Raw genomic sequence first — 22,638 nt, 5'->3', positions numbered from 1 at the left:
GAGCGTGCCTTTGCCGGACAGCTTGGAACGTATGGTTCACTCGCGAATCATCTTTGCCAACCAGTTGCGCGGTATTGCCGCGCTCTGTGTGGTTCTGATCCACTATGCAGTCGCCTATCAAATCATGCAGCCTACGGTTGCGTGGGTAATTGCTGCCCCTCCATTAACCGGACCGATCAGCCCTGTTGCTCGGTGGCTGTTTCCTTACTGGCTGGATGGCGGTGCCTTTGGTGTGGCATTATTCTTTCTTATCAGTGGCTTCGTCATACCTCTATCGCTCGATCGATCAACACGTGGTGGCTTCTTAGCAGCTCGATTTCTACGAATTTACCCCACCTTCTGGCTAGGCTTGACGGTCCAGTGGCTATTGATCGGCGCGAGTGCTGCCTATTGGCATCGGCCGATCGTATTCGGCTGGCCCGTCTTCATTCGAAACGCGCTACTAGTAAATACATGGTTCGATGGAATCAGCGTTGATCTAGTTAGTTGGACGTTGAACGTAGAGATAAAATTCTATCTTATAATGGCGTTACTTAAACCATACGTCTTAGCATCAAGAATTTGGCCGCTTTTTGGGGTTGGGGTTTTTGCCGTAGCTCTTACGTTGCTAGAAGCTGGGCGTCTACCTCCGCAATTAGTGCAGGAGGCAATGTTTATTACGTATATGCTGATTGGCACTTTATTCCAGTATCACTTTCGTAAAGCGCTTAGCACGCTTCGTCTACTTGCTGGATGTGCGGTTCTCCTGACTATGGGTGCTTTGTGCTGGGCACTTGGCCCTGACGCAATTGCTTGGCCATACAAGCCGGCAAATTATTTATACGCTTCTGTAGTCTTCGGTATTACTTACATTCTACGTGATCGGTTTCGTCCCTCGCCCATTTTGGATGCCGCAGCCGCCATTAGCTATCCACTTTATCTTGTCCACTCGCTTGTTGGCTTCACAGTCATGACGTTCCTGATTGCGGCGTGGGGATTAACTTATGTTGTAGCGGCAGGCTTCGCATTTGTTATTTCCATTGCTATTGCTTCATTGCTTCATATCACGATTGAACAAGCATCGGTTCGTCTGGGGAGATCCGTCACGCATTCTAAAGAATGATTATGACATTCCAAAAGGGGTTTTGGGTTTCGAATTGGGCATCAATCCAAAGCTTAGCCCGGAATACGATAATTTAATAAATTTTCCTGGTCCGGTGCATCCGCGCTGCCTCTACGGCAGTTACCCCCTCACGGAGACATAAGTCACCGCGGCACGATTATACCTGATCGCTGGGTAGTCGAAACGTTATTGGGAATAGGTCACAAAATGGCAGATAACGACCAACTGATTGATCGAGGCCGCGAAGCTCTCGAACGTCGCGCCATGTTTAAGCGGGCAGGAATGGGCGTTGCTGGCGCGGCAGCGTTTGGGCTGCTGGCCAAAACTGCAGTCTCCCCTACACCGGCGCAGGCTGCGACGACGCCCCAAACACCAACCGGATCACCAACCCAGTTGGACTTGAACATCCTCAACTTTGCCCTAAATCTTGAGTATCTTGAGGCGCAATTCTACCTCAATGCTCTGACCGGAACTGGTCTCACCGCTGCTCAACTCGCTGGCGGCAATGGTCAGGTCGGTGGAACCCCTGTCGCAGCCGGAAAAACGGCGGTGTCGTTTGCGACCCCTATCGTACGCCAACTGGCTCAGACAATTGCAGCTGATGAATTGGCCCATGTGCTGTTCCTGAAGGGCGCGCTCGGCACCGCCGCCGTGCCTGCTCCGGTGATTGATGTATCTGCAGCCGGAGCCTTCACCACGCTTGCAGTAGCTGCCGGCCTGATCTCAGCGGGGCAAATTTTCAATCCCTACCAGGATGAGAATGCCTTTCTACTGGGTGCCTATATCTTCGAGGACGTGGGTGTAACAGCTTATGGTGGTGCAGCTGCTCTCCTCTCTCAGCCGAGCGCGCTTGTTCAATATGCTGCCTCGATTCTTGCTATGGAGGCATATCACGCTGGCACGATCCGCACGCTCTTGACGGTTCGAGGCGGCGGCGGCGCTACGGATGCGGTTTCGAACCTACGTTCGATGCTCTCGAGTGGGGCGGCACCGGGAACCGCACAGGGCGATGATTTTGGGACATTCGATACGGTCAACAACGTTGTCATGCTCGCTCCGCGTGACGCCAACGCGCTGAGCTATCGCCGGTCGGTTCAGCAGGTCCTGAACATCGTCTACGGCAATTCTGGCACTGGCCGGACATCAGGACTGTTCTTCCCCAATGGCTTGAGCCAGGCCGCGGGCGTGACTGGCTTCGCCTAATCGACTATCGGGGGCGAGTTAGTGGAGGCCCCACTGGCTCGTCCCTGCTTCGTGCAAACAAACGCGAAGCTGAATGCAGTACCTTCATCTGGTAGGCCTGGTTTAATGGAGGTGTGTGGGAGTTGTAGTTGCCGACGGCACGCATCAGATCTCCCCGAGTTTCATCCAGGTAAAGACGCAGGATAAGTCCGGCAGCGGCAATATTGTAGCAAGCTCGGCTCAAGAGGTTCTGGCGCACTACCTCTGGCGACTGCCCTGTGTAGCGCGCCAGCACCGGCAACCATCTTGTATTCACTTGCATATAGCCAAGATCGTGCGAACCATCGGTATTGAGGTGATCTGTAACGATCTGCCCCCCTTCGACCACATGGATTGAGGGCAGTACGCGTGGTGGAAGGTTGTAGAGTGACGCCACAAGCGTCATGCAGGCTACGAACGGAACGGCCATCACATATTGGGCTCCAAGCCGTTCGCCTCATGATGACCATAGGAAGACGAACCATGGCTGAGCGTGACGATGACAGCGGTTTTACTCTTTTGGAAATCTTGGTGGTCATCGCAATCCTGGGCCTTCTGATCGGTTTGGTGGCCCCGGCGGTGTTGCGCCAGCTTGGCGGTGCGCGAGTTAGTGTTGCAAAACAATCCGTCGAACGACTGGGCTCTGTCCTGGACCTCTACAAGCTCGATATTGGATCCTACCCCTCGACAGAGCAGGGTCTCGCAGCGTTGGCGCGTCAACCAACGGGTGTGACCAATTGGGACGGCCCTTACGTCAAGGGAGATGGCGTGCCATTGGACGCGTGGAACCATCCGTACACCTACCGAAATCCGTCGCAACGCAGCGGTCATGACTATGATCTCTGCTCGTTGGGGGCCAGTGGCAGTGGCGGAGATGCACAAATCTGTAACCCATAGTCCGTCATTGTCCCATGGAGAGGGGTGACCCATCTCGCTGCTGCAGGCCCAGACGGCGGCGTGCCTCCGCGTTGGGGTCGGCCGAACCGGATTGCGGCAGTCGATTCAATTGCTGCGGCACTGCGGCCGCTCCCCGAAGCTGATCGCGGAGATCCTCTGTCAATGATCGCGCATCTCGCTGATCTTGCACCACATGTGGTGTGATTAGAACCAGCAACTCGGTGCGGGACCGTCCATTGTTTTGCTGTCCTGCCAAGGCGCCTAGTAACGGGATATCCTTTAGCCAAGGAATTCCTTCGTTTTGTCGCGAGTCAGAATCCTGAATCAACCCGGCTAACCCAACCGTCTGGCCATCTTGGATCACCACGCGGGACGTGACGCTACGCTGATTGAAGGTGGGAGAATTCACACCTGGCGTCGTCACACCTTGTGCGACGTCGCTAACCTCCTGCGCAATATCGAGTGTCACCAGACCGCCGCTATTCACTCGTGGAGTTACCTGCATGATCACACCGGTCTGCTGGTAGTTGATTGAGTTAATGACTGGCGAGCCGCTGGTGATAGTGCTTTGTGAGGTTTGACTCAGGTAGGGAACGAGCGCGCCGACCTCCAGCCGAGCGGCTTGGTTGTCCAGCACCATGAGCTGCGGGGAAGACAGCACTTTTACCTTGGTGACAGACTGGAGGAGGCTGAGCGCCGCAGACGTACTATTCGGCCCGCTAAGAACGAATCCGGGGAAACCGCTTGCAAACGCCGCAGCGGTTGTTCCAAACGACAAAGCGCCCTGCAGTCCAGACTTAAAGAAGAATTGGGTGCCATATTGCAGATTATCCGTCAGCGAAACCTCTGCGATTGTTGCGTCAATTCGGACCTGGAGCGGCAGGATGTCCAGCTTGCGCAGCATCGTCTCGACTGTGTCGTTCTCCTGGGGCGTCGCATAGATGAGGACCGCGTTATTCTGACCGTTCGGAATGATCCGCATCCCATTGGCTGTCCCACCTCCGCCACCTTCCGAGGGGTCTAGCCCACCAAGCAGCGGATTACCCGAAACCGGTGCGACTGGAGCGGCCGTTGGAGCCGGGGCACTGCCTGCCGAGCTAAGGCCGCTGGGGCTGCCGCTGCTGCTCAGCCCTCCGGCACCTCCAGAACTGCCAATGCCACTTCGAGCAGCCGCCACGCCCGTCCCCATCCCAGTTCCAGTCTGGGATCCGAGTCCAGCTTGTTGGGGGGCAGAAGCCGGCGTTGGAACAGCGGTCACGTTGTCCGGTGTGAAGGCTTGTTGCAGAACATAGGCTGTGTCGTTGCTGCGGCTATTCTGCAGATAGTATACGTGCCAGGATCGTATGGTCTGACGACGCTTACGCTCGACCAAGCCGTAGATGCGGCGGACTTCCTCGATATACCGAGGTTGGCTGGAAACCACCAACACGGAGTCGATCCGCGCCATTGGGATGACACGTACCACGCCGGACAATGAAGCCCCAGCCCCGCGAACGGCATCTTGCATTGCAGACGCGAAATCTTTCGCATCGCCAGAGGTCACGGGGAGCAAGGCGTAGGACTGTCCAGCAAGCGTGTCGATATCGAACGCTTGGATCAGGCTGGTCAGGGTCTGTCGTGTTGCCGGATCGCCTACCACGATCAATGCGTTGCGACCCGCATCCGCCGAGATCCGGCCACCATTCTGTACGAAAGGCTGCAAGACTTTGGCCAGGTCCTCGGCTCCAGCATAGCGCAGCGGTACCAGGGCCGTGCTTCCTCCCCCATCCCCAGCTAGCCCGGAGATGCCCCCTGCAGCCGCGGCTGGGAGAACCCGGTATATGCCATTACTTTGGACCAACGCTGCTCCATTCTGGGCCAGCAGGGTTTGCAGCACCGGCAGCAATTGCTCGCGCGACAGAGGCTGGGATGTTCGAAGTGTGGCTGTACCGTGGACAGCCGGATCAATGGTGTAGGTCTGACCGAGTGTGGTACCGAGGATCTGCGACACTACTTCTCGAATATCCGTGTCGGCGAAGTTCAACGCGATGTTGCCAGGGCCGCTCCCGCCCTCCGATGACGGCCGGAGAAAGATGTTTGCTGTTGGCGCCAGACTGATCTGGGCCGGGGGGGCTCGATTAGGGGCACCGACTGACCCGTTATCCCGCTTTCCTGCCTCCCCCGCGTCATAGGGCACCTGCGCGATACTCGTCAGCACTGGTTCATCCCGAGGATTGCAGGCTGTCAGCGCCGCCAGTGGCAGCAGGGCAAGCAGTCTGCGGGTGGTCATTGAGGGCTCCTGGCCGCTTGCGAGCGCGTCATGTTGGTAAAGATCGCAGCACCAGAAGGCTGAACAACCGAATTAAACGGTCTGTTATCGACCGGCGCAGGCGGGAGCAACTGATTCCCGCCTGTTTGTTGAGCGGGCGCCGGAGGGGCCACCGCAGGCGGCGCATTTGCATAGCTTGGACGCAGGATGCGCTCACCATCCGGGCCGGCAACCTGCACGCCTTCTGCGCGGATTGCGACGACTCGCCACGCCCCAATTTGGCTCCCCTCGGTTGCTACGATAGAACGGGCACCTTCCGAGTTCGGCGCGAAGATTGCCTGGCGTCCGCTGGGCAGAACAATAATGCCTGTCAGGCGTGGTAGATCTTCGCGATATTCGGGGCTGACTTCCACACTTGCGGCGATGGTGGGACGGCGATCGGGGTTAAATAACGGGCGCGTGAGGATGGCGGCAATCCAGGGCGCCACCGGCTCGACAGTTTTACCTGAAGTCCGGTCCAATTGGGGCGGCGGCGCAGCCGTTTGCACACGGTCCGATCGCGTTGGCCAGACTATCTCGGCCACAACGACGAGCATCAGGACGCACACGAGCCCCCAAGCTCCGTTGAGGCTGCGGAAGGCAGATCTCATCGCGGCGCTTGCGGCGCAGAATTATAGGCAACGACGGTCAGTCCGGCTTCCATCGGGCGTGCGTCCCGTGCACCGACCACCTGCGTCTGGCGAAACTGAAGATCATCCACAAGCATCCGCGGAGTTGCCTGCAATGTGGCGCCCAGCAGGTTCGTTAATGCGGGCCAGGATCCGGAGACTGTGACATGGATGCCGAGCCGCCGGTATGCGCCGACGCTCGTCGCTGGCAGCATCTCGGCGCTTAGAAGAGTCGCGCCGGCATGGGTAGCAATGTCCTGCACCGCTTGCTGCAGCGCCGCCCCGGCAACCGCATCTGTCGCACCATCGAACATCGCGCGGGCTGGTGGGGCGTCGGCATCGGTTGTTACGAGGCGTTGTTGCAACGCCGGCGCTGACCCGGCGACGGATTGCATGCGGGCGGCCAAAATCTCCTGCTGTGCAAGGTAATCCGCCCGATCGGCATACCAGGCCAGGGCTGGCGCAATCGCGCTCAGCCAGATCAGCACCAATGCCACCGCCGTTACAGCTAGGGCCAGAATCCTGCCACGCGGCCCCGTTGGCAACGTGGTCACGGCGCCAACCGGACCTGAATAGAGAACAAATCCAATTTATCGCCCGCGCGGGTGACCGGCGCATCGAACGCCGGATCACGCAATTCAGGGTCGGTGGACAGGGCATTGATCAACCTGGCGGCCCCGGCAGACCGACCGGCGATGGAGATTTTGCGTTCGCGCATGGCGAACGCTGTCAGGTAAGTATCGTCCGGCAGAGCCGCGGTGACGGCTGCCAACGCACGCAGCGGATTACCGATTCTAGCGTTTTCGGCAGAGAATACATCTGTCCCGCTGGTATTGGCGGCAATGCGGCGTCGCAATGCATCCACCAACGCAACTCGCGGCCGAAGGGAAACCACGGTGGATTCGATACGCGAGATCGCCCACTCCTGCCGAATGACCGGAACGATGAAGACCGCCATCACCAGTCCGGCACAGGCCCAGGATGCGACGAGTGCCGACCTACGCCTACCTGACGTTGCGTCCGGACCTGTGAGCAGAAGGTGTTCCACACCCGACGATGTCGGGACTTCCAATGCGACTGGCCGCAAGCCGCTGGCGGCCATAGCGGCCAATGCGGTCTGAACGCCGGGCTTGGGTACCAGCAGCAATCGCAGATTCAGCAGTCCATTTTGCCGGTCTCGGCGCTCCTCCCGCCAAGTCCAAAACAGATCTTCGGCGCGAAATGGCGTAAATCTATCCATTTCGTGGCGCAACACGGCCCCCAAATCCCGCTCGCTGGCCAGTGGCAGGGTGGCCGACTGCTCCAACATCGCACCGGCATCTAACGCCAGGATGGTCGCGGCTGCCCTGCTGCGACCTCGAATGGCCTGATCTGGTTTACCCAGGGCTATCTCTACCCCTCGGCGCCGGCTGAACAGCAGCATCCCGCCCGCGCCGAACCGTGCAACAAGGGCATCTGCATACCGCGCTCGCGCTAAGAGACGATTGGGTAGCAGATCTTTCATCTGCTGAACCCACCAGATGAGCAAATCCATCAGCATAGCGGAATGTTCAGCTTTCTTCAGCCGCAAACTATCTACGGGTGGCTGCGGGATATGGATGCCAATTGGTACAGCATACAGCAATGCGCCCGTGGGCTCGCCGGAGCAAGCGTGCTAGGTGGCTAGCTACTCCGCGCAACGCGTGCAGTGGCGGCGACGATATCGGGCCAAGCCTGTCCCTTGCCGGGTATGAACGTCAGCCGGATACGCACCAAAGGCGGGATTTCTTTTTCAGTCCAGGCCGAAAGCCACTGACCAGACCCGCCTTCCGCGTGTCCCCAATAGGAAAATTGCACCCGATCCACCCCCTCCAGTAACACAGATACGCCGGGTACGGGTACAGGCCCGAGGTTTATGGCGTGGCGATAGGGTGTCCAATGGAGCACCAACCGATGCCCCTCGTCGACGCCCAGCCCGACCTCAGCCTCCCCATTTCCCAATCTACCGGCTGCGGCAAAGCCTAGATCTGTAATGAAACCGAGACTGCCGGCACGTCCGGCGATCTCGGGCGCTTCGGTCAAGGTACCAGGGTCCATTTCCGCTATCAGACGACGCAGGATACGATCGGCAGCGCTTAGATCGGAATCGGCCGCTATTCTGCGAGCCTGCATGTCACCGGCACGTAGGCCAAACTGCACACCGCCAGCAATCCCTGCTAGCACGAAGCCGAACACGACCAAAGCCACCAGCAATTCCAGCAGAGTGAAGCCGCCATCTCCAGCAGGAGCCTGATTCTCCGGCACGATCATGGGGGAGGTGGCGGCATGCTGGCCAGCCGTTCGGTAACCAATTGCACGGTGCGCGTACGGTTCTCCTCAGTCCAGGAGACGGCGCTGCTGATGGCATACAGCGCCAGAATAGGAAGTGTCGGATTGGCTGAATCAGGAGGCCTTGTCTCGACCGGACTTATCCTCACGCGCCAATGAAAGCCGTGTCCCTCATCGCCCTGCCGGTCACCCGGCGTCAATGCATCGCCGACACTGGCCGCAGTCAGATGGGATTGTGCCCGCGATACTGCCTCTGCATATCGACTAGAGACGTTGGCCGCGCGCAATCCGCCGAGTGCACCGCTGAACAAGGCTGTCAGAGCAATGGCAGCGATAATAAAGGCGACTAGCACCTCCAGCAGGGTGAAACCACGATCACCGCGCATCGACGATGCTCACCCGGCCCGTCAGCCAGTCTACCGCGATCGCCTTGTGCACCGTCCCGGCAGTGACGGCTATTTGGCCGCCGCCTGAAGACCCATCTGGCGCAAACACGATCGGCTGGCCCGCAGCCACTCGGGCGCCGATAAGCCGGGCCGGCCGGCCGCCGACCCGAACCGTGCCGGCCGAGCCATCCACCACCACAGTGACGGAGCGATCAGCTGCGATTGCCTCGCTGCGCGCTGCACGCAATGTTCCGGCCAGCATATTCGCCGCCATGCGGGCATCTAACCCAGCGCTGCGAGACGGACCGTGGGCAACCACCAGTCCAATCATGATGCCGAGCACAACCAGCACCACGAGCATCTCGATCAGCGTGAAGCCACCATCGTCGTGCCGTGTCATCCGGAAGCCAGATCGTTTAGGCTGAGCATTGCCATCAACAAGGACGACACGATGGCCGCCACTACTGCCCCCATGACGATCGTGATCACCGGAACCAGAAGCGATACCAACCGCCCAATGCCGAGCCGCGTCTTTTCTTCATGGATCTCGGCTGCCCGTAGCGCCATAGGGCCGAGTTGTGCCGTCTCCTCTCCCAAGCGAAGCAGGTAAATGGTACGCAACGGCATGATTCGCGCAGCCGCCAGCGGCCCCGACAATCCGGCACCGCCCTTCGCGCTGCCACTTGCGGCCTCGATCGCGGCAGTCGCCGCGAGATTGCCCACCGCCTCCGCGACGATCCCGAGCGCAGCAATCAGTGGCACCCCGTTGGTCAACAAAGTGCCCAGTGTCCGAGTGAAGCGAGCCGCCACGACCTCCTTTGATAAGCCACCAATGACGGGAATACGCAGCAGCCACCTGTCCGCTACTAACCGTGGGCCAGGCCGCTGCAGCCCTTGCCAACCCGCTACCCCCAGTAGAACCAGCGCTGACAGCATCCACAACCCATACGCTGACACGGCATCGCCCATATCGACCAGCAATTGCGTCGATCGTGGCAATGACGCCCCATTCTGCTCGAAAAGAGGCACGAATTTTGGCAGCACGCTGGTCAGCAACAGCACGACTGATCCAATCGCCGCCGCGAGCAGGAGCGCTGGGTAAATCATGGCCGATTTTACCGTGGAGGCAAGCGACCGCTCACGCTCTAATAAGGTCGCCAACCTATCGAGGGTTGTGGCTAATGTGCCTCCCGCCTCTCCTGCCCGTACTAACCCAATATAGAGGCGCGGGAATGATCGAGGCTGCTGTCCCAGAGCTGCTGCTAGGGGCTTGCCGTCCCGCAGTGCATCGCGCACCTGCGTCAGCACCGCGCTTACCCGCCGGTTTGGTGCCGTTTCCACCAGGAACCGCATAGCCCGGTCGATATCCTGCCCAGCGCCCAACATGATAGACAACTCTCGGGTGGCGTTGGTCAGTTCGGTCCGGCTAAGCGACTCACCGCGTCCGAACTCAAGGCTGAGCAGAGCCCCAAGCCCAGCGGTTCCAGCGGGCACGGCCTTTACCGGAATGGAGCCCGCGCGTTGCAGGGCGCGGATCACCCCGGCCTCATCCTCCGCCTCCATCTCGCCCCGATCCATCGTGCCGGCCGGACTGATCGCAGTGTAGCGAAATAAAGGCATCAGACCTCAGCGCGGATCGCGCGAACGACTTCCTCGATCGTCGTGGTGCCTTCCAACGCCGCGGTGACGCCGGCATCGAACATGGTGACCATGCCAGCCGCGACGGCAGCTCGCTCGATCTCAGATCCATCCGCGCGTGTGAAGATAAGTCGCTCGATCGTGGCATCCAGTTGCAGGAACTCGGCTATAGCCTGACGCCCGCGATAACCGGTGTCCCGGCAATGCTGACATCCCACGGGGTGCCATAGCACTGGTTCACCCTCACATCGCTGGTCCAGGCCGAAGCGGCGGACCATCTCAGGCAACGCCGGTGCAGGCCGGCGGCAATTTTGGCACAGCCGCCGCACCAGGCGCTGCGCCAGAATGCCACGCAGCACAGCCGTCATCAGATAGTCCTCCAGCCCCATGTCCCGCAGTCGGGCTATAGTGGAGGCAGCGGAATTGGTATGAACCGTCGACAGCACCAGATGACCGGTTAAGGCGGCCTGCACTGCTATCTGCGCCGTCTCCCCATCCCGAATTTCTCCGACCATGATCACGTCAGGGTCTTGCCGCAGAATAGAACGCAGCAGAGTTGCGAAAGTAAGACCTATCTGTGGCTTAACCTGAATCTGGTTAATACCGTGTAGTTGGTATTCAATTGGGTCTTCTGCCGTGACAACCTTCCGACTGACGGCATTCAACCCGTTCAACCCTGTATAGAGTGTTGTGGTCTTACCGCTTCCGGTCGGTCCGGTGACCAGTACGATCCCGTTTGGCAGGTCGAAGGTGTGCTTCAACTTCTGCACAATCCCGGGTGCTAGCCCCAGCGAGGCATAGTCTAATGATAAGGCAGAGCGATCCAGTACCCTGAGCACCACCGTCTCGCCGTGCAGCGACGGGATGGTCGAGACACGAAAATCAATGTCGCTGCCCCGCACTGCCAGCTTGATCCGGCCATCCTGCGGCAATCGCCGCTCCGCAATATCAAGACGGGACATGATCTTCAGCCGGGAAATGATCGCTGGTGCCAACCGGACCGATGGCGAGTCTGCCTCGTGCAGCACGCCATCATAGCGATAGCGCACGCGCAACCTATCCTCGAACGGTTCTATATGGATATCCGAGGCTTGGGTCTCCACGGCGCGTTGGATGATCTGGTTAACCAAGCGAATGACCGGCGCCTCGCTCGCCAGGTCCTTCAGTCGCTCCGTATCCTCCTCCAGACCGTCATTGGTGTCCCCAATATCGGCTGCAGGAGCGTTACTGTCTGGATAGAGACGGTCCAGCGCAGCCTCTATATCGATCGGAATGGCAACCTCGATGCGAACGGACTGACCAGTGGCAATGCCTGCCGCAGCAGGTGTGAAGCGGTCGAGAGGGTCTGCCATCGCTAGTACCAGCCCGTTTTCATCTACCAGGACCGGCAAGGCGCGAGCGTGGCGTAAAAAGCGGGCTGCGAGCAAATCCGGCAGGAGCGGAACTGTCGGATATCGCTCCGGTGCCGCGAGCGGCAGGTTCAACAGAGTGGCAAAAGCGGCTGCGAGATCGCGCTCGTTCACCAGACCGAGCTGGATCAGCACACGATCGATCCGTTGTCCGCTTTCGGCCGCGACCCGTCGGGCCCGATCAACAGTACGGGCGTCACATTGCCCATTTGCCTCCAACAGGGCGATCACAGACTCGGCCGCCACGTTGGGCAGACTGCGATCTGAAATCGTAAGGGGAGACGAAGGATCCATAGTGCCCATACTTGTGCTGACGGGAAGAGGATGCCAATGCCTCTAGGTGTTTCAGCAAATCCTAGTTCTGGCCCTTGCGCCCTTTATCGGCAGCTTCGTCGGTGTGATAGTGCGGCGTTTACCTATCGGGTTGCCTATCGCCTTAGATCGCTCTCGGTGTGAGCATTGCCATCGTACGTTGTCGTTGGTTGATTTGGTGCCGATCCTGAGCTTCCTTTGGCTGCGCGGACGATGCCGGCAGTGTGGTACCCGCATCTCCCCGATGCATTTGGGGCTGGAACTTGCCGCAATTGCCGTCGCCACATCCGCCATATTGGTTGAGCTGGATCCTGCCATTTTGTGGGTGGATTGCGTGCTGGGATGGACGTTGCTGGCTCTCGCCTGCATCGACTGGACCCATTTACGCCTTCCAGACGTGTTGACTCTGCCTCTGCTGCTAGCAGGGCTGGCTGCAACTGCCGCTCTGGATCCCGGTTTAGCCTCCGATCATGCCGCCGCCGCCGCGGTGGGTTACCTTGCGCTACGATTACTAGGGTGGGCTTACCAGGCTTGGCGTGGCCGAGAGGGCCTTGGGGGCGGCGATGCGAAAATGTTGGCCGCAGCGGGGGCATGGGTTGGGTTGGAAGGACTAGGGCCAACCATTCTGATTGCAGCATTGATGGGGATTACCGTTACGGCGCTTCAAGGTCGGGGGCTTAGAGCGAATACAGTCGTACCCTTTGGCACATTCCTGGCGTTGGGGACGTGGCTAACCCGCCTCTACGTAGAGCACTGATGCGGGCAACGCAGATGCCGCGTGGTTTCGCACTGCTTATCGTGCTGTGGTCACTCGTTTTGTTGTCCCTGCTAGCCACCGGCATTACGGCGGCCGGCAGGAGCCAACTTCAACTTGCGGGTAATCTGCGTCGCTCGGCCGCGGCCGAAGCAGCGGCGGATGGTGGCATATACGCCGCCGCGTTCCACGCTAGCGACACATCGCCGCGCGCTTGGTTGCCCGACGGCTCGGCTCACACAATGCGTATCGGCGGCTATGAACTCGATGTCCGGATCCGCGACGAATCGGCTTTCTTGAACCCGAACACCGCACCGCCAGAGCTATTCGCCGCTCTGTTAATCGCGATTGGGGCCGAACCCACACAGGCGACTGCCATCGCACAATCAGTGGTAGACTGGCGAGCTCCAGGTGCACGCGAGCCGGTGATTCAGCGTTATCGTAGCGCTGGCCTGAGTGCCGCCCCCACTGGTCAGCCTTTTCGCAGCATCGACGAACTGGGGCTAGTCATTGGAATGACCCCCCAACTACTGGCCCAACTGCGTCCGCACCTGTCAATTTTTACAGAAGGACCGGTGCAAGCCGCCCGAGCCGACACGATCATTCAGTCGGCCTTGCGGAGTCTTGGCGGCGGGACGTTGTCTGCATCGACCAACCGACCAAAGGTGCTGAACGTGACCGTCGATGCGCGTGGTTCCGATGGCGGCCGGTTTATCCGCAATGCCATCCTGACACTCGGTCGAAATCAGTCCGAGCGGCCAGCTGACATTCTGCTATGGGTCAGCTTACCCGCTGAATAATGTGCGCAATTAAGTGCCCTATCGGGCGTTCGCGTGGTCGATGCCTCTTTCCTACTGGCCAATCCATCACTATGCCCACTAGTGGCTAAAGTTATTCTAGTATCCCCTTGGGGTAACGTAACCTATAAACCTCTCTTGAACCTCTGATGGTCCTTCGGGTACCATTGGTTCTATGGGAACTATTGTCGCTATCTGCTCGAGCAAAGGCGGCAATGGCAAGAGCGCGATCACCGCTCTACTCTCGGTTAATCTAGCCTTCGCTGGTCTCCGAGCTGCCGTGATCGACGCAGATCCCAACGGCAGCTTCAGCACTTGGCACCGAACCACCTATGGCGGGTATCCTGCCCTTTCGGTCAGCCAGTGTATCGACGAGGACGAGATCGTTGCCCACGCCCTGGAAGTGTCAGGACAGCACAATGTAACCATAATAGACACAGCTGGGTTTCGGAACCAAACGGCCAGTTTTGCCATGGGTGTGGCCTCGTTGGTGCTGATCCCTGTTCTACCAGACCGCCACAGCCTGATCGAGGCGGCGAAGACGGTGAGACAAGCGGAGTCAGTTTCCCAGATTGCTCGGCGCTCTATCCCGTGCCGGATACTTCTAAATGCATGGAACCCACGCGGACTGGCTGAACAGGCGACCCTCGACGACATCGAAAGCTTTAAGCTTGAGAGGCTGCCAACGGCCATTGGATCCTACGTGGCAATGGAAAAATATACCTATTCTGGACTAGTCCCTACATCAGGGGCTTTGGGTAAAGCGGCGCTTGAGGTAATAGAGCATATACACTCACTAGTGGGCATAGAAGCATGGCCGCCGCCTTCAAGAGCAAACCTCTCGCGCCCGAAGAGCTGACCGCAGCGCTTAAGGTCGGGACCTCCCATATACCTCGCACCACTGGAGAGCCTGCGACGCCACCCACCGCATTGCTTCCGGTTGCCGTGGAAGCTCCAACGGCAGGCAAATCTAGCCGGGAGCGGCCCCCTAAGGTGGTGCAGATAAATTTTGCCTGCACGCCGGCCATGGCCCGTGTGATCGCCCAGTTGTCCGAGGCCACCGGGTCTGTCCGCGTGATGTTTGCTAACCTCTTGAGGGATCAGGGCCACGAGATCCCCCACTGGGACTTGAAACCCTTTAGCAACCGGAGGCAACTTTAACCACTAGTGGGTATTGAGGCGGGGTTTGGTTGAAGCCGAACGCATCTCGATTTTCGACGTCAGGCCTCAGAACCTAGTTATCGATTATTGATGAGGTGGAGGCGACGGCTTCGCGAGAACGACCGGTGCGGCCTTGCCCATCCGAGACGCCACCGCCGCCTTGTCCATGTCGCAGAAGGTGGCGTGTAGCCAGCCTTTCTGGCAAAGCCTCCTGCCATGTCACAGCCAACGTCTACCGCCGAGGACATCCGGCGCGTCAAAGCTCTGGTGAGTGTCGTCGCCGCCGAGTTGCGCCACAGCGGCGCACCGTCACTTGAGATGGTCGGGCCGCCCTGGCTGGAGAGCCACCCGCAAAGCCTATGGTCGCTGCTCGACGTCACCGTGGCAGCCAGCACCGTTCGCAAGCGTGACGAAGCGCTACTCGCCGCAAGCCGATTGCTGCTCGCCAGCCAACTGGAACTAATCCGCTACAAGCTTGAGCGTGGCCACAACTGGGCGCGGGAGATGCTCGATACTTTCCAAGAGAAGCTGATTGCGCTGATCCAGGCCAAAGCCTTGCCGGAGCAGGATTGGTTCGATCTGGTCAACCTGCTCAAGGTGGCCAAGGTGCCGATCCGCCCGGAGATGCAGGAGGCGCTGACCATGGCGGCGGTCGATGCCATACCTGGCGAGGCGCCGTTGCCCCAGGAAATCCCACAGCAGTTTCGGAGGCTACTCGACGAGATCGGCGCTGCATCCGACAACCCTTTCATGGTGGTGGAGGGGCTGGCCGAGACGGGCACGCTGATGCCCGCCGATTTGCGCGCCTATATGACCCACGAACTCGGTCTGTCGCCGCACGCGGTGCTGCGCGAGGCGGTGCCCCTGCTGCTGCTTGATCCTGAGCCGGCGGTGCGCCACGCGGCAGCCGCCGTGTTGGAGCAGGTCACCAATCCGGAAATGATCTCGCCTGTGATGTTGCGGCGCACCCTGTTGATCCGCAATTGGGTTCCAGAGGCGGAGCGCGAAGGGATCGACCAGCTAGCCCGCAAAATGCGGGTCAAGGGGGTGACGTGCGCACAATGGGTAGTGCCGTCGGCGCTGTCGATTTACGGGTCGATGGTGGACGGTTCGGGCGCGCAGAGCCTGCTCGTAACCTCGCTAGGCAAGCGGGCCGGTCTGTTTGCGGGCCTCCTCCTCAAGCAGGGCTTCGGCATCCGCGACGCCTGGTGCGACACGCGGGTGCCTCGACGGGAAATCAATAATTCGATCAAAGAGACGCAAGAAGCGGCGACATGGCATGCAACCGGGCGTGAGCACCTAGACACAGTGATACAGCACCATATCGCGCGGGGTCTGGCTGTAGGAAACCTGCCGTCAGCGACGATCGTGGACATCGCCGAGCAGATCGGCGCGGCGGACTGGAAGAATCGTGGTCTCGATGTGTCGGCAGATGTCGAGCGGCTGTTTACGGGACTGGGAGTGGCACTGACAAATTCGGCAGCAATAGCAGCCTCGCTGCAGCGGAGCGGTAGCTGGATCGAGAAGCACATGATGATGCAATCGTGGTTCGAGGACGACGCAACTGTCCGAGTTCTGGTCGAGGGACGGCCTCGACCGAAGCGGGAAGTGTCGGTGCGGCGTATGCTGGAGGAGGTGCTGCCAACACGACGCGAGATCTGGGTGGAGCGGCTCTTGCTGCTGGTGCTGTGGCTGCAAGCGGCCACCGACAATCCGACGCCGTTTGGACGGTGGCAGGACTGCGTGGTGCTGGCACACGAGCTGCTAACAGGTCGATCACTTGCAGAGATACCTGCCATGGTCGCAATCGCCAAACGTAGCATCTTCGCGGCACGAGCTCGAGCATAAAGTCTCGAACTATCGTGGCGGTCAGTGTCACTCGAAGATGCCGAGTAGCTGGCGCCAGCCAAATCGACCTACGCAAAGCCAAGCATTCGAATAACGGGCTTTGGCACGGGGAACTTCACGGCATGAGCGAAAAGATCAGGATAGCGACTGGTCCGAACGAAGTAACTATCGTCTATGATGCGAACCATTCTCGGGAGGATCCGCAGTTCACCGTCAAAGTAAGAACGGCCAAGAACGCGCATATTAATGCGCCCGCTCGGATGTCCGACATCAAGGCGCTCAGCATCTGGCTAGCCAAACGCATCGTTGAAGCCGAGAGCGCCAGGGATGAGGTCCCCGTGAATCAGTTAGACATGTTCAAAGTCTGAGGGACTACCGCCCACTCTACTATCTTACGTCGCTTCCTAATCAGGCAGCACCCTGCCATCGTTGTGTCCGCAAAGCAGGATTAGCGGATGTCATAGCTGAGCTTGATGGCATTCTCGCCGATACGTTACAACGCGTCAGGTAAGTTCGCCTTTATTCCTAAGCCTCAATAGTTCAGGTCCTTATTTCCGGGGCGATTACAACGAAAGCTGCATCTTTTCCTGGGCTTGGCTGTTCAGTCTTCATGCTGCTTCTGTGGAGAACTTTAGGCCTGCAAAACGTGATCGTTGGTGCCATCCTTGCTATAGCAACGACGAGCGCCATGGCTGAAGGCGCCATCGCCCAGAGCGATGATGGACGCTTCGGTCTGTCATACAACCACTCAAGCGCTGAGACTGCAGACGACGTTGCGCTGAGCGGGTGTGGGGCAGATTGTAAGATCGTCGAGCATTTTCATGCGGCCTGTGCTGCCATCGCGCGCAATCGCCTCGGCGGTTTCGGTTATGGCGTTAAGCCATATGAAGGACAGGCGCAGCACGAGGCCTACTCGGTCTGTGAGCGAAAGCATCAAGGGTGCGGACTTTATCTGTCGGGGTGTGACAAAGGTGGCGATTGAGCTTAATCCAACGGCCCGCAGAACAATGCATTCGGTGAATGCATTGCACGTTCGATGCCAACGTGGAGATGACGGTAAGCTAAAGGGGCTGTCCTTCGAAGCCGAAACGGGGTTCTACCATAGTGGCTGGTGGGACCTGTCGGACGATGACGCCCAAGCCCTACTCGGCGGCTGGCTCTACCTTCACCCACCAACGTCCATTAAATCTGAACTTGGAGGTCGCATTCGCGACTTCAGCAGAGCTCAAATTGGCTCGCTGCCAAAAGGGCTTTTGACCTTTGTGTTCGACTTCAGCCCAGCGGCACGAAATGCCGACTGGCGGGGGAGAAGCTTCACGGACACTCGAAACCGCACCGGTGGTCTCGTGCCTGCTGATCTGCTGCACGAGGAGCCATGATATTCAGGTTCAGTGGCACATATCACAATTAGGTCTGATCATCTTTCAAACGCCGCCTGAGCTTGCGCCACAGGCGCTCATCTGTTCGGGACCCATTGGGGGTTGAACTCCGACCTTGGCGGTCGCTCAATTCCTCCACCAGGCGTCGAGCAATCATCCCACGGTGACCGCCTTCCCAATGATCGGTTGCGTCATCGCTCGGCACCCACTTCGGAACGGCCAGCAATAAATACCTCGCAAGCCCGTCCATGAGCGGCTCATAGGTAGCCCTGAGGGCTGCCAGCGTGTGTTCTGTCTCAGGATCGTTATCCCAAGTCAGACTGGCCTTGGTCAGTGTCTCGACCATATTCTGATATCCGTCTTGGCCAAGACGATCTCCGCCGTCATAGCGCGAAGGGCGGATGCCAAATGATTGGGACATCTCCACCAGAACTTGCCGGGCCATAGTGAACGTCATGCGGGCCTGTAGAGGCGGAAGCCCCGACGTCCCCACTAGCACAAGGGAACAGGCATCCATGATGCAAGCCAGTGCCGTCAACCAGGACTGGTTATGGTGCTGCGACCGGTAGTAGGCGAGCATCGGGTAGGACAGGTGGCTCTCCAGCAACTCCGCGCTCCACACCTCCCAATCCCGGAGCGCTACATTCAGTTGATCCAGGCGACCGTCATCGGCATGTCGGCACAGCATTGTCGTCGCGGTTGGCGGCGAGCCGGCACGGCCGTCCAGCTGGATCACATGCGCTTCCCGGCGTGAGAAGAACTGGTAGAGCACGGGAAGGTAGCCGATGACGACGGCGATGAAACCCAGCCCTGTCCCGGCCTCGATGACGGAGAGGGCTCGGGCGGAGGAGCTATGCGGTACGACGTCGCCATATCCCAAGGTGAAGAACGTCACCCCACTCATGTAGATCTGCTCACTGATTGATGAGACCGGACCTGATTGAGTTACCGGCGGCTGCAGGGTCCAAGCCAGGACACCAAACGCGACGATGAGGGTAACTGCCCAGATCGAGAACAGGAGCAGCATTGACAGCGGGCCGTAGAGCCCCAGCACCTGCTCCCGCCGGTCGTCGGAGCGAATCCTTTTGGCCAGAGCCGACCAACAGCGCCACGTCGTCCGGAAGAACAGACTTGCAAACCGTAGCCCGCGACGTATCCGGCGAGGCAGAAGCATGACCTCAAAGGCATCCTGGAGGATGACGACGAGGACGAGCAACGCCACCAACGCAAGAACAAGTTTCATGGGCACACAACGCGCGGTGACCATGCAGGACGCATTCTCGGCGTAGTGTCCATGTCTGGACGACGGCAAGGCTAAGGAACCCGGCGGAGCCGCCCTCACGCACGTCGGGCTGCGGGGTGGTGTTTTTTAGTTTTACATAGCGTCGATGATTTGCCTTGGCCCTCCGGCCGGGATCTCCGATGCCCCTGATCAGGGGAATGCTGACAGCTTAGACCATCGTCATCCGCACCACGGCGAACATCAGCAGGCTGCTTTAAAGGGCCTTAACTGTGGACCAACGGGCATTTGCTTTCAGATAGCAGTCTGAACGCTTTGTCCGCAGGAACCGTGGACAAGATGTCGCTGTAATCCCAAGGCCCTTTCGATTTGTTAGGAGCTTTCACCTGCACGAGATACATGTCGTGCATCATGCGCCCATCAGCACGAATCCAACCGTCCTCGGCGTAAACGTCTCGTACTCGGTTAGCCCGCATGGCAGCTATCACCGGATCAGTATCGGACGTTCCAGCCGCAGCGACAGCCCTTAGATAGTGTAACGTGCCGGAATACACGGCAGCCTGGGGCATGGTAGGCGGTGCTTTGTGTCGCGCCATGAACCGCTCGCTGAAACGGCGTGTAGCATCCGTCCGGTCCCAAACGAAGGCGATCAAGAACGTCAATCCCTGAGCTAGCTCCAACCCCATCGAGTGGACATCGGTAATATTGACCAGAGGTGCCGCGACTTGCCTGCCATTCTGGCGGAAGCCAAACTCCGTTGCCTGCTTCAGCGAATTCGCCATATCCTCGGCGCTGTTGAGAAGACCCAAAACTTGCGGCTGAGGCTTTGCCGCAAGCGCCTGTAAGATGTAGGCGCTGAAGTCGTTTGTGTGCTCCGGATGCCGAACCCTACCGACCACGCGGCCGTTGTTTCGCCCGACCGCGGCCTCTACCTCCTCCTCCAGAGAATGCCCGAACGCATAATCGGTAACCAGCAGGAACCAGGTCTTCAATTCTCGGCCGGCCATTGCACTAACCAGGCCGTTGCAGAGCGCATAAGCGTCGTAGCACCAGGAAAAACCGTTTGGACTGCATGCCTGCTCGGTGATTTGGGTGGTGCCAACGGCAGTGTAAATTGCGATCTTGTTGCGGGCGCGCACAATATCCTGCACGCCAAGAGCAATGGCAGAGTGACCGATGTCGATGATTAGTCCGACCCCACCCGTGTCACACCACTGTCGGGCAATGCTGGTGCCGATGTCGACGCTATTCTGATGATCGGCCGCCATGATCTCGATTGGTCGACCGAGCACGGTCGGGCCGAAATCCTCTACCGCCATGTTCGCTGCAATCACAGATCCGCGGCCCATGGACGCTGAATAGGGACCCGATTGGTCGTTTAGAACGCCGATACGGACCGGCTCACCCGCCGCATGCGCATACCCCGTCGCAAGTCCGGCCGCCGCCGAGATCCCGGTGCCCAGCACCGATCGCCTCGTAAAATCCATATAGACCACTCCCTGCCCAGTCCGCCGCTGCGCGCGGGTCATCCCGCTTAAAAGGGGCGGCTTTATTGGTCCCGACGATCCGCCGATGTCGTTGCGCTGTCAACGCAACGAGGTACTCTCACTTGCCGTGGGATCGCCAACCGATCACGATACCCTCAAGAAAGCCGCCGGACCGATGCCAAGCTCGTTGCTGACGCAAGATGGGCCAAGTGGACGCATTGAGATGCAGCGGGAGGAACCATGCCCAAGACCAACGCGCACGACGGCGTCGCCTTGAACTACGAGGTGCACGACTACACTGATCCCTGGAAGAATGCCCCTGTCCTACTGCTGCAGCACGGCTTTGGGCGGTCATCCAGGTTCTGGTATAACATGATCCCATACCTGAGTCGGTTCTATCGTGTCGTGTGCCCAGACCTGCGCGGCCTGGGGCAGTCGTCGCGCGACTTCGACCTCCCGACCGGAATCACCGTAGACAACTATGTTGCCGACTTGGTCAGTATCGCGGACGCAGTCGGTGCGCGTGACTTTCACTATGCGGGTGAGTCGCTCGGCGGCATCATTGGAATGGCGCTGGCCGCTCATCACCCGGACCGGGTCCGCACCTTGTCGCTGCTAGCAGCGCCGCTGTCCATTAGCCCCTGGACGCAGAAGACCTTCGCCTTCGATCATTCAACCTGGCAAGACGCATTGCGCCTTATGGGTTCAAAAGGCTGGGCGGCAGCCGTGAACACAGCGACACGCTTTCCGTCAGACGCCGAACCAGGCCTGCTTGAGTGGTATGGGGCGGAGATGGGCAAGTCTGATGTCGAGGTGATGATCGCAATGTCGCGCCTTGCCGCCGTCGTGGACGCGACACCTTTGCTGGAGAACGTGCGCGTACCGGTGCTTGGGCTTTATCCAAGTGGAGGTCGTGTCACAGGCGAGCAGGAAGCGGCATTGCGTGCTGGGCTGACCAACTTTCAGCTGGTGCACCTATCGATTGCCACCCACATGATCTGGACCTTAGCCCCCGCAACCTGCGCCGATCACATACTGCACTTTATGGCGGCCCATGACGGGGTAACCTGTCGAGAGCTGTGACCGACACCGGTTGAGAAGCGCGCCTTCACGGGTAGAATTGTGACCTCGGCACCTATCGGCACGAGCAAGGGGGCGCTACAAATTGGCAATGATCTTCACTCGAGCCTGCGTCGCCGTCACCCTGCTCGTTTCGGCTTGCGCCGCACCTCCCCATACGGCTGCCGACCACACGGCCGCTCTAGCTGTTTGGTCCCGGGATGAGGTGACACGGGTTAAGTTTAAAGATGGCTGGGGTCGTCGTCCAGGCATGGCAGACGAATTCGAAGGGTGTCTTCCACCGGATAGACTTTAGGTGTTTGGCAAAATTGTATGCTGACACGAAAGCAAGGACGTGGGCCTTGAGGCTTTCAAGGTCGGGATAGTGGAATGTCTTGATAGTGGCCTCCTTCACAGTGCGGTTCATTCGTTCTGCCTGACCATTTGTCCACGGGTGGTATGGCTTGGTGAGCTTGTGTACGATGCCGTTCTCATTGCAGACGCGATCGAAGATGTGCGGGCCGAGATAACGCCTAGTTGGCCCATTGCGGTTCTTTGGCAAGTCGGCGAAGGCCATTCCATTGTCGGTCAGAACGGTATGGATGGCGTATGGAAAGGCGCTAATGACGCCACGGAGAAAGTCGGCTCCGTTCATCTTGCCGACGTCATCTCGGAACTCGACGTAGGTAAACTTGGACACGCGATCGATGGCCAGGAACATGTTT

23 protein-coding genes are annotated in these 22,638 nt (G+C 59.1%); 11 read left to right on the top strand and 12 right to left on the bottom strand.

Annotation, left to right across the window (positions count from 1 at the left end; translation table 11 throughout):
- Positions 1-10: 10 nt before the first annotated feature.
- From GSQ76_RS26030 to gspG, 3 genes are all read left to right on the top strand, one after another.
- Positions 11-1,102 (top strand): acyltransferase, encoded by a 1,092-nt coding sequence (locus GSQ76_RS26030; protein WP_158747000.1) that lies wholly within the window; start codon positions 11-13, stop codon positions 1,100-1,102.
- Between the two features lie 207 nt (positions 1,103-1,309).
- The gene (locus GSQ76_RS26025) at positions 1,310-2,305 is read left to right on the top strand and encodes a ferritin-like domain-containing protein (RefSeq protein WP_158746999.1); all 996 of its coding nucleotides are present in this window, start codon (positions 1,310-1,312) and stop codon (positions 2,303-2,305) included.
- A gap of 501 nt (positions 2,306-2,806) precedes the next feature.
- Positions 2,807-3,220 (top strand): type II secretion system major pseudopilin GspG, encoded by a 414-nt coding sequence (gspG, locus tag GSQ76_RS26020; protein WP_158746998.1) that lies wholly within the window; start codon positions 2,807-2,809, stop codon positions 3,218-3,220.
- 4 nt (positions 3,221-3,224) lie between these two features.
- Here the strand turns inward: gspG and gspD are convergent, their stop codons facing one another.
- From gspD to GSQ76_RS25975, 9 genes are all read right to left on the bottom strand, one after another.
- Positions 3,225-5,243, bottom strand: coding sequence for a type II secretion system secretin GspD (gene gspD, locus GSQ76_RS26015; protein ID WP_254070637.1), 2,019 nt, complete (start codon positions 5,241-5,243; stop codon positions 3,225-3,227).
- 242 nt (positions 5,244-5,485) lie between these two features.
- Complete coding sequence (locus GSQ76_RS26010; RefSeq protein WP_216851311.1) at positions 5,486-6,118, bottom strand: hypothetical protein; 633 nt, start codon at positions 6,116-6,118, stop codon at positions 5,486-5,488.
- Positions 6,115-6,690: a type II secretion system protein GspM gene (gene gspM / locus GSQ76_RS26005; RefSeq protein WP_158746995.1), complete on the bottom strand. Its 576-nt coding sequence runs from the start codon at positions 6,688-6,690 to the stop codon at positions 6,115-6,117. Before gspM ends, GSQ76_RS26010 begins: the two co-directional genes overlap by 4 nt.
- Positions 6,687-7,094, bottom strand: a complete 408-nt coding sequence (locus tag GSQ76_RS26000; protein ID WP_158746994.1) for a PilN domain-containing protein — start codon at positions 7,092-7,094, stop codon at positions 6,687-6,689. The genes gspM and GSQ76_RS26000 overlap by 4 nt, the downstream gene beginning before the upstream one ends.
- Positions 7,095-7,798: 704 nt before the next feature.
- A complete protein-coding gene (locus tag GSQ76_RS25995) occupies positions 7,799-8,425 on the bottom strand; it encodes a prepilin-type N-terminal cleavage/methylation domain-containing protein (protein ID WP_158746993.1) in 627 nt (208 codons plus the stop codon).
- Positions 8,422-8,829 carry a prepilin-type N-terminal cleavage/methylation domain-containing protein gene (locus tag GSQ76_RS25990; RefSeq protein WP_158746992.1) on the bottom strand — a complete coding sequence of 136 codons (408 nt, stop codon included), beginning with the start codon at positions 8,827-8,829 and terminating at the stop codon, positions 8,422-8,424. The genes GSQ76_RS25995 and GSQ76_RS25990 overlap by 4 nt, the downstream gene beginning before the upstream one ends.
- Complete coding sequence (locus GSQ76_RS25985) at positions 8,819-9,229, bottom strand: Tfp pilus assembly protein FimT/FimU (RefSeq protein WP_158746991.1); 411 nt, start codon at positions 9,227-9,229, stop codon at positions 8,819-8,821. Before GSQ76_RS25985 ends, GSQ76_RS25990 begins: the two co-directional genes overlap by 11 nt.
- Positions 9,226-10,368 carry a type II secretion system F family protein gene (locus GSQ76_RS25980; RefSeq protein WP_254070636.1) on the bottom strand — a complete coding sequence of 381 codons (1,143 nt, stop codon included), beginning with the start codon at positions 10,366-10,368 and terminating at the stop codon, positions 9,226-9,228. The genes GSQ76_RS25985 and GSQ76_RS25980 overlap by 4 nt, the downstream gene beginning before the upstream one ends.
- 80 nt (positions 10,369-10,448) lie before the next feature.
- Positions 10,449-12,107 (bottom strand): GspE/PulE family protein, encoded by a 1,659-nt coding sequence (locus GSQ76_RS25975; protein ID WP_254070635.1) that lies wholly within the window; start codon positions 12,105-12,107, stop codon positions 10,449-10,451.
- Between the two features lie 109 nt (positions 12,108-12,216).
- Here GSQ76_RS25975 and GSQ76_RS32935 point away from each other — a divergent pair, with 109 nt between their 5' ends.
- From GSQ76_RS32935 to GSQ76_RS25940, 7 genes are all read left to right on the top strand, one after another.
- The gene (locus tag GSQ76_RS32935; protein WP_158746988.1) at positions 12,217-12,945 is read left to right on the top strand and encodes an A24 family peptidase; all 729 of its coding nucleotides are present in this window, start codon (positions 12,217-12,219) and stop codon (positions 12,943-12,945) included.
- A complete protein-coding gene (locus GSQ76_RS25965) occupies positions 12,945-13,742 on the top strand; it encodes a type II secretion system protein GspK (protein ID WP_158746987.1) in 798 nt (265 codons plus the stop codon). The genes GSQ76_RS32935 and GSQ76_RS25965 overlap by 1 nt, the downstream gene beginning before the upstream one ends.
- A gap of 172 nt (positions 13,743-13,914) precedes the next feature.
- Positions 13,915-14,598 carry a ParA family protein gene (locus GSQ76_RS25960; protein WP_158746986.1) on the top strand — a complete coding sequence of 228 codons (684 nt, stop codon included), beginning with the start codon at positions 13,915-13,917 and terminating at the stop codon, positions 14,596-14,598.
- A 518-nt stretch (positions 14,599-15,116) separates the two neighbouring features.
- Positions 15,117-16,748, top strand: a complete 1,632-nt coding sequence (locus GSQ76_RS25955; RefSeq protein WP_158746985.1) for a hypothetical protein — start codon at positions 15,117-15,119, stop codon at positions 16,746-16,748.
- Between the two features lie 122 nt (positions 16,749-16,870).
- Positions 16,871-17,116, top strand: coding sequence for a hypothetical protein (locus GSQ76_RS25950; RefSeq protein WP_158746984.1), 246 nt, complete (start codon positions 16,871-16,873; stop codon positions 17,114-17,116).
- 242 nt (positions 17,117-17,358) lie between these two features.
- Positions 17,359-17,730 carry a DUF4189 domain-containing protein gene (locus tag GSQ76_RS25945; RefSeq protein ID WP_158746983.1) on the top strand — a complete coding sequence of 124 codons (372 nt, stop codon included), beginning with the start codon at positions 17,359-17,361 and terminating at the stop codon, positions 17,728-17,730.
- Complete coding sequence (locus GSQ76_RS25940) at positions 17,720-18,127, top strand: hypothetical protein (RefSeq protein WP_158746982.1); 408 nt, start codon at positions 17,720-17,722, stop codon at positions 18,125-18,127. Before GSQ76_RS25945 ends, GSQ76_RS25940 begins: the two co-directional genes overlap by 11 nt.
- Positions 18,128-18,155: 28 nt before the next feature.
- On the opposite strand, the gene GSQ76_RS25935 is transcribed toward GSQ76_RS25940, so the two are convergent.
- A complete protein-coding gene (locus tag GSQ76_RS25935; protein WP_158746981.1) occupies positions 18,156-19,394 on the bottom strand; it encodes a potassium channel family protein in 1,239 nt (412 codons plus the stop codon).
- 239 nt (positions 19,395-19,633) lie between these two features.
- On the bottom strand, positions 19,634-20,854 hold the full coding sequence (locus GSQ76_RS25930; protein ID WP_158746980.1) for an ABC transporter substrate-binding protein: 1,221 nt from the start codon (positions 20,852-20,854) through the stop codon (positions 19,634-19,636).
- 240 nt (positions 20,855-21,094) lie between these two features.
- On the opposite strand from GSQ76_RS25930, the gene GSQ76_RS25925 reads away from it, so the two are divergent.
- Positions 21,095-21,937: an alpha/beta fold hydrolase gene (locus GSQ76_RS25925; RefSeq protein ID WP_158746979.1), complete on the top strand. Its 843-nt coding sequence runs from the start codon at positions 21,095-21,097 to the stop codon at positions 21,935-21,937.
- Positions 21,938-22,115: 178 nt separating this feature from the next.
- On the opposite strand, the gene GSQ76_RS25920 is transcribed toward GSQ76_RS25925, so the two are convergent.
- On the bottom strand, positions 22,116-22,638 hold a 523-nt coding region (locus GSQ76_RS25920), incomplete at its 5' end, for an integrase core domain-containing protein (RefSeq protein WP_158747008.1).

Source organism: Acidisphaera sp. L21, assembly GCF_009765685.1.
Lineage (GTDB): Bacteria > Pseudomonadota > Alphaproteobacteria > Acetobacterales > Acetobacteraceae > LMUY01.
Note: the sequence above shows the minus strand (reverse complement) of the source record. Positions and strands in the feature narration are given on the sequence as shown.

Coding starts and splice junctions, on each gene's coding strand:
- GSQ76_RS25995 (WP_158746993.1), bottom strand. CDS start 8,425: ATGATCGTGCCGGAGAATCAGGCTCCTGCTGGAGATGGCGGCTTCACT.
- GSQ76_RS26025 (WP_158746999.1), top strand. CDS start 1,310: ATGGCAGATAACGACCAACTGATTGATCGAGGCCGCGAAGCTCTCGAA.
- GSQ76_RS26010 (WP_216851311.1), bottom strand. CDS start 6,118: ATGAGATCTGCCTTCCGCAGCCTCAACGGAGCTTGGGGGCTCGTGTGC.
- GSQ76_RS25935 (WP_158746981.1), bottom strand. CDS start 19,394: ATGGTCACCGCGCGTTGTGTGCCCATGAAACTTGTTCTTGCGTTGGTG.
- GSQ76_RS25950 (WP_158746984.1), top strand. CDS start 16,871: ATGAGCGAAAAGATCAGGATAGCGACTGGTCCGAACGAAGTAACTATC.
- GSQ76_RS25955 (WP_158746985.1), top strand. CDS start 15,117: ATGTCACAGCCAACGTCTACCGCCGAGGACATCCGGCGCGTCAAAGCT.
- GSQ76_RS25990 (WP_158746992.1), bottom strand. CDS start 8,829: ATGCGCGGTGATCGTGGTTTCACCCTGCTGGAGGTGCTAGTCGCCTTT.
- GSQ76_RS25965 (WP_158746987.1), top strand. CDS start 12,945: ATGCGGGCAACGCAGATGCCGCGTGGTTTCGCACTGCTTATCGTGCTG.
- gspG (WP_158746998.1), top strand. CDS start 2,807: ATGGCTGAGCGTGACGATGACAGCGGTTTTACTCTTTTGGAAATCTTG.
- GSQ76_RS25925 (WP_158746979.1), top strand. CDS start 21,095: ATGCCCAAGACCAACGCGCACGACGGCGTCGCCTTGAACTACGAGGTG.
- GSQ76_RS25960 (WP_158746986.1), top strand. CDS start 13,915: ATGGGAACTATTGTCGCTATCTGCTCGAGCAAAGGCGGCAATGGCAAG.
- GSQ76_RS26000 (WP_158746994.1), bottom strand. CDS start 7,094: ATGGCGGTCTTCATCGTTCCGGTCATTCGGCAGGAGTGGGCGATCTCG.
- GSQ76_RS25930 (WP_158746980.1), bottom strand. CDS start 20,854: ATGGATTTTACGAGGCGATCGGTGCTGGGCACCGGGATCTCGGCGGCG.
- GSQ76_RS25945 (WP_158746983.1), top strand. CDS start 17,359: ATGCTGCTTCTGTGGAGAACTTTAGGCCTGCAAAACGTGATCGTTGGT.
- GSQ76_RS25985 (WP_158746991.1), bottom strand. CDS start 9,229: ATGACACGGCACGACGATGGTGGCTTCACGCTGATCGAGATGCTCGTG.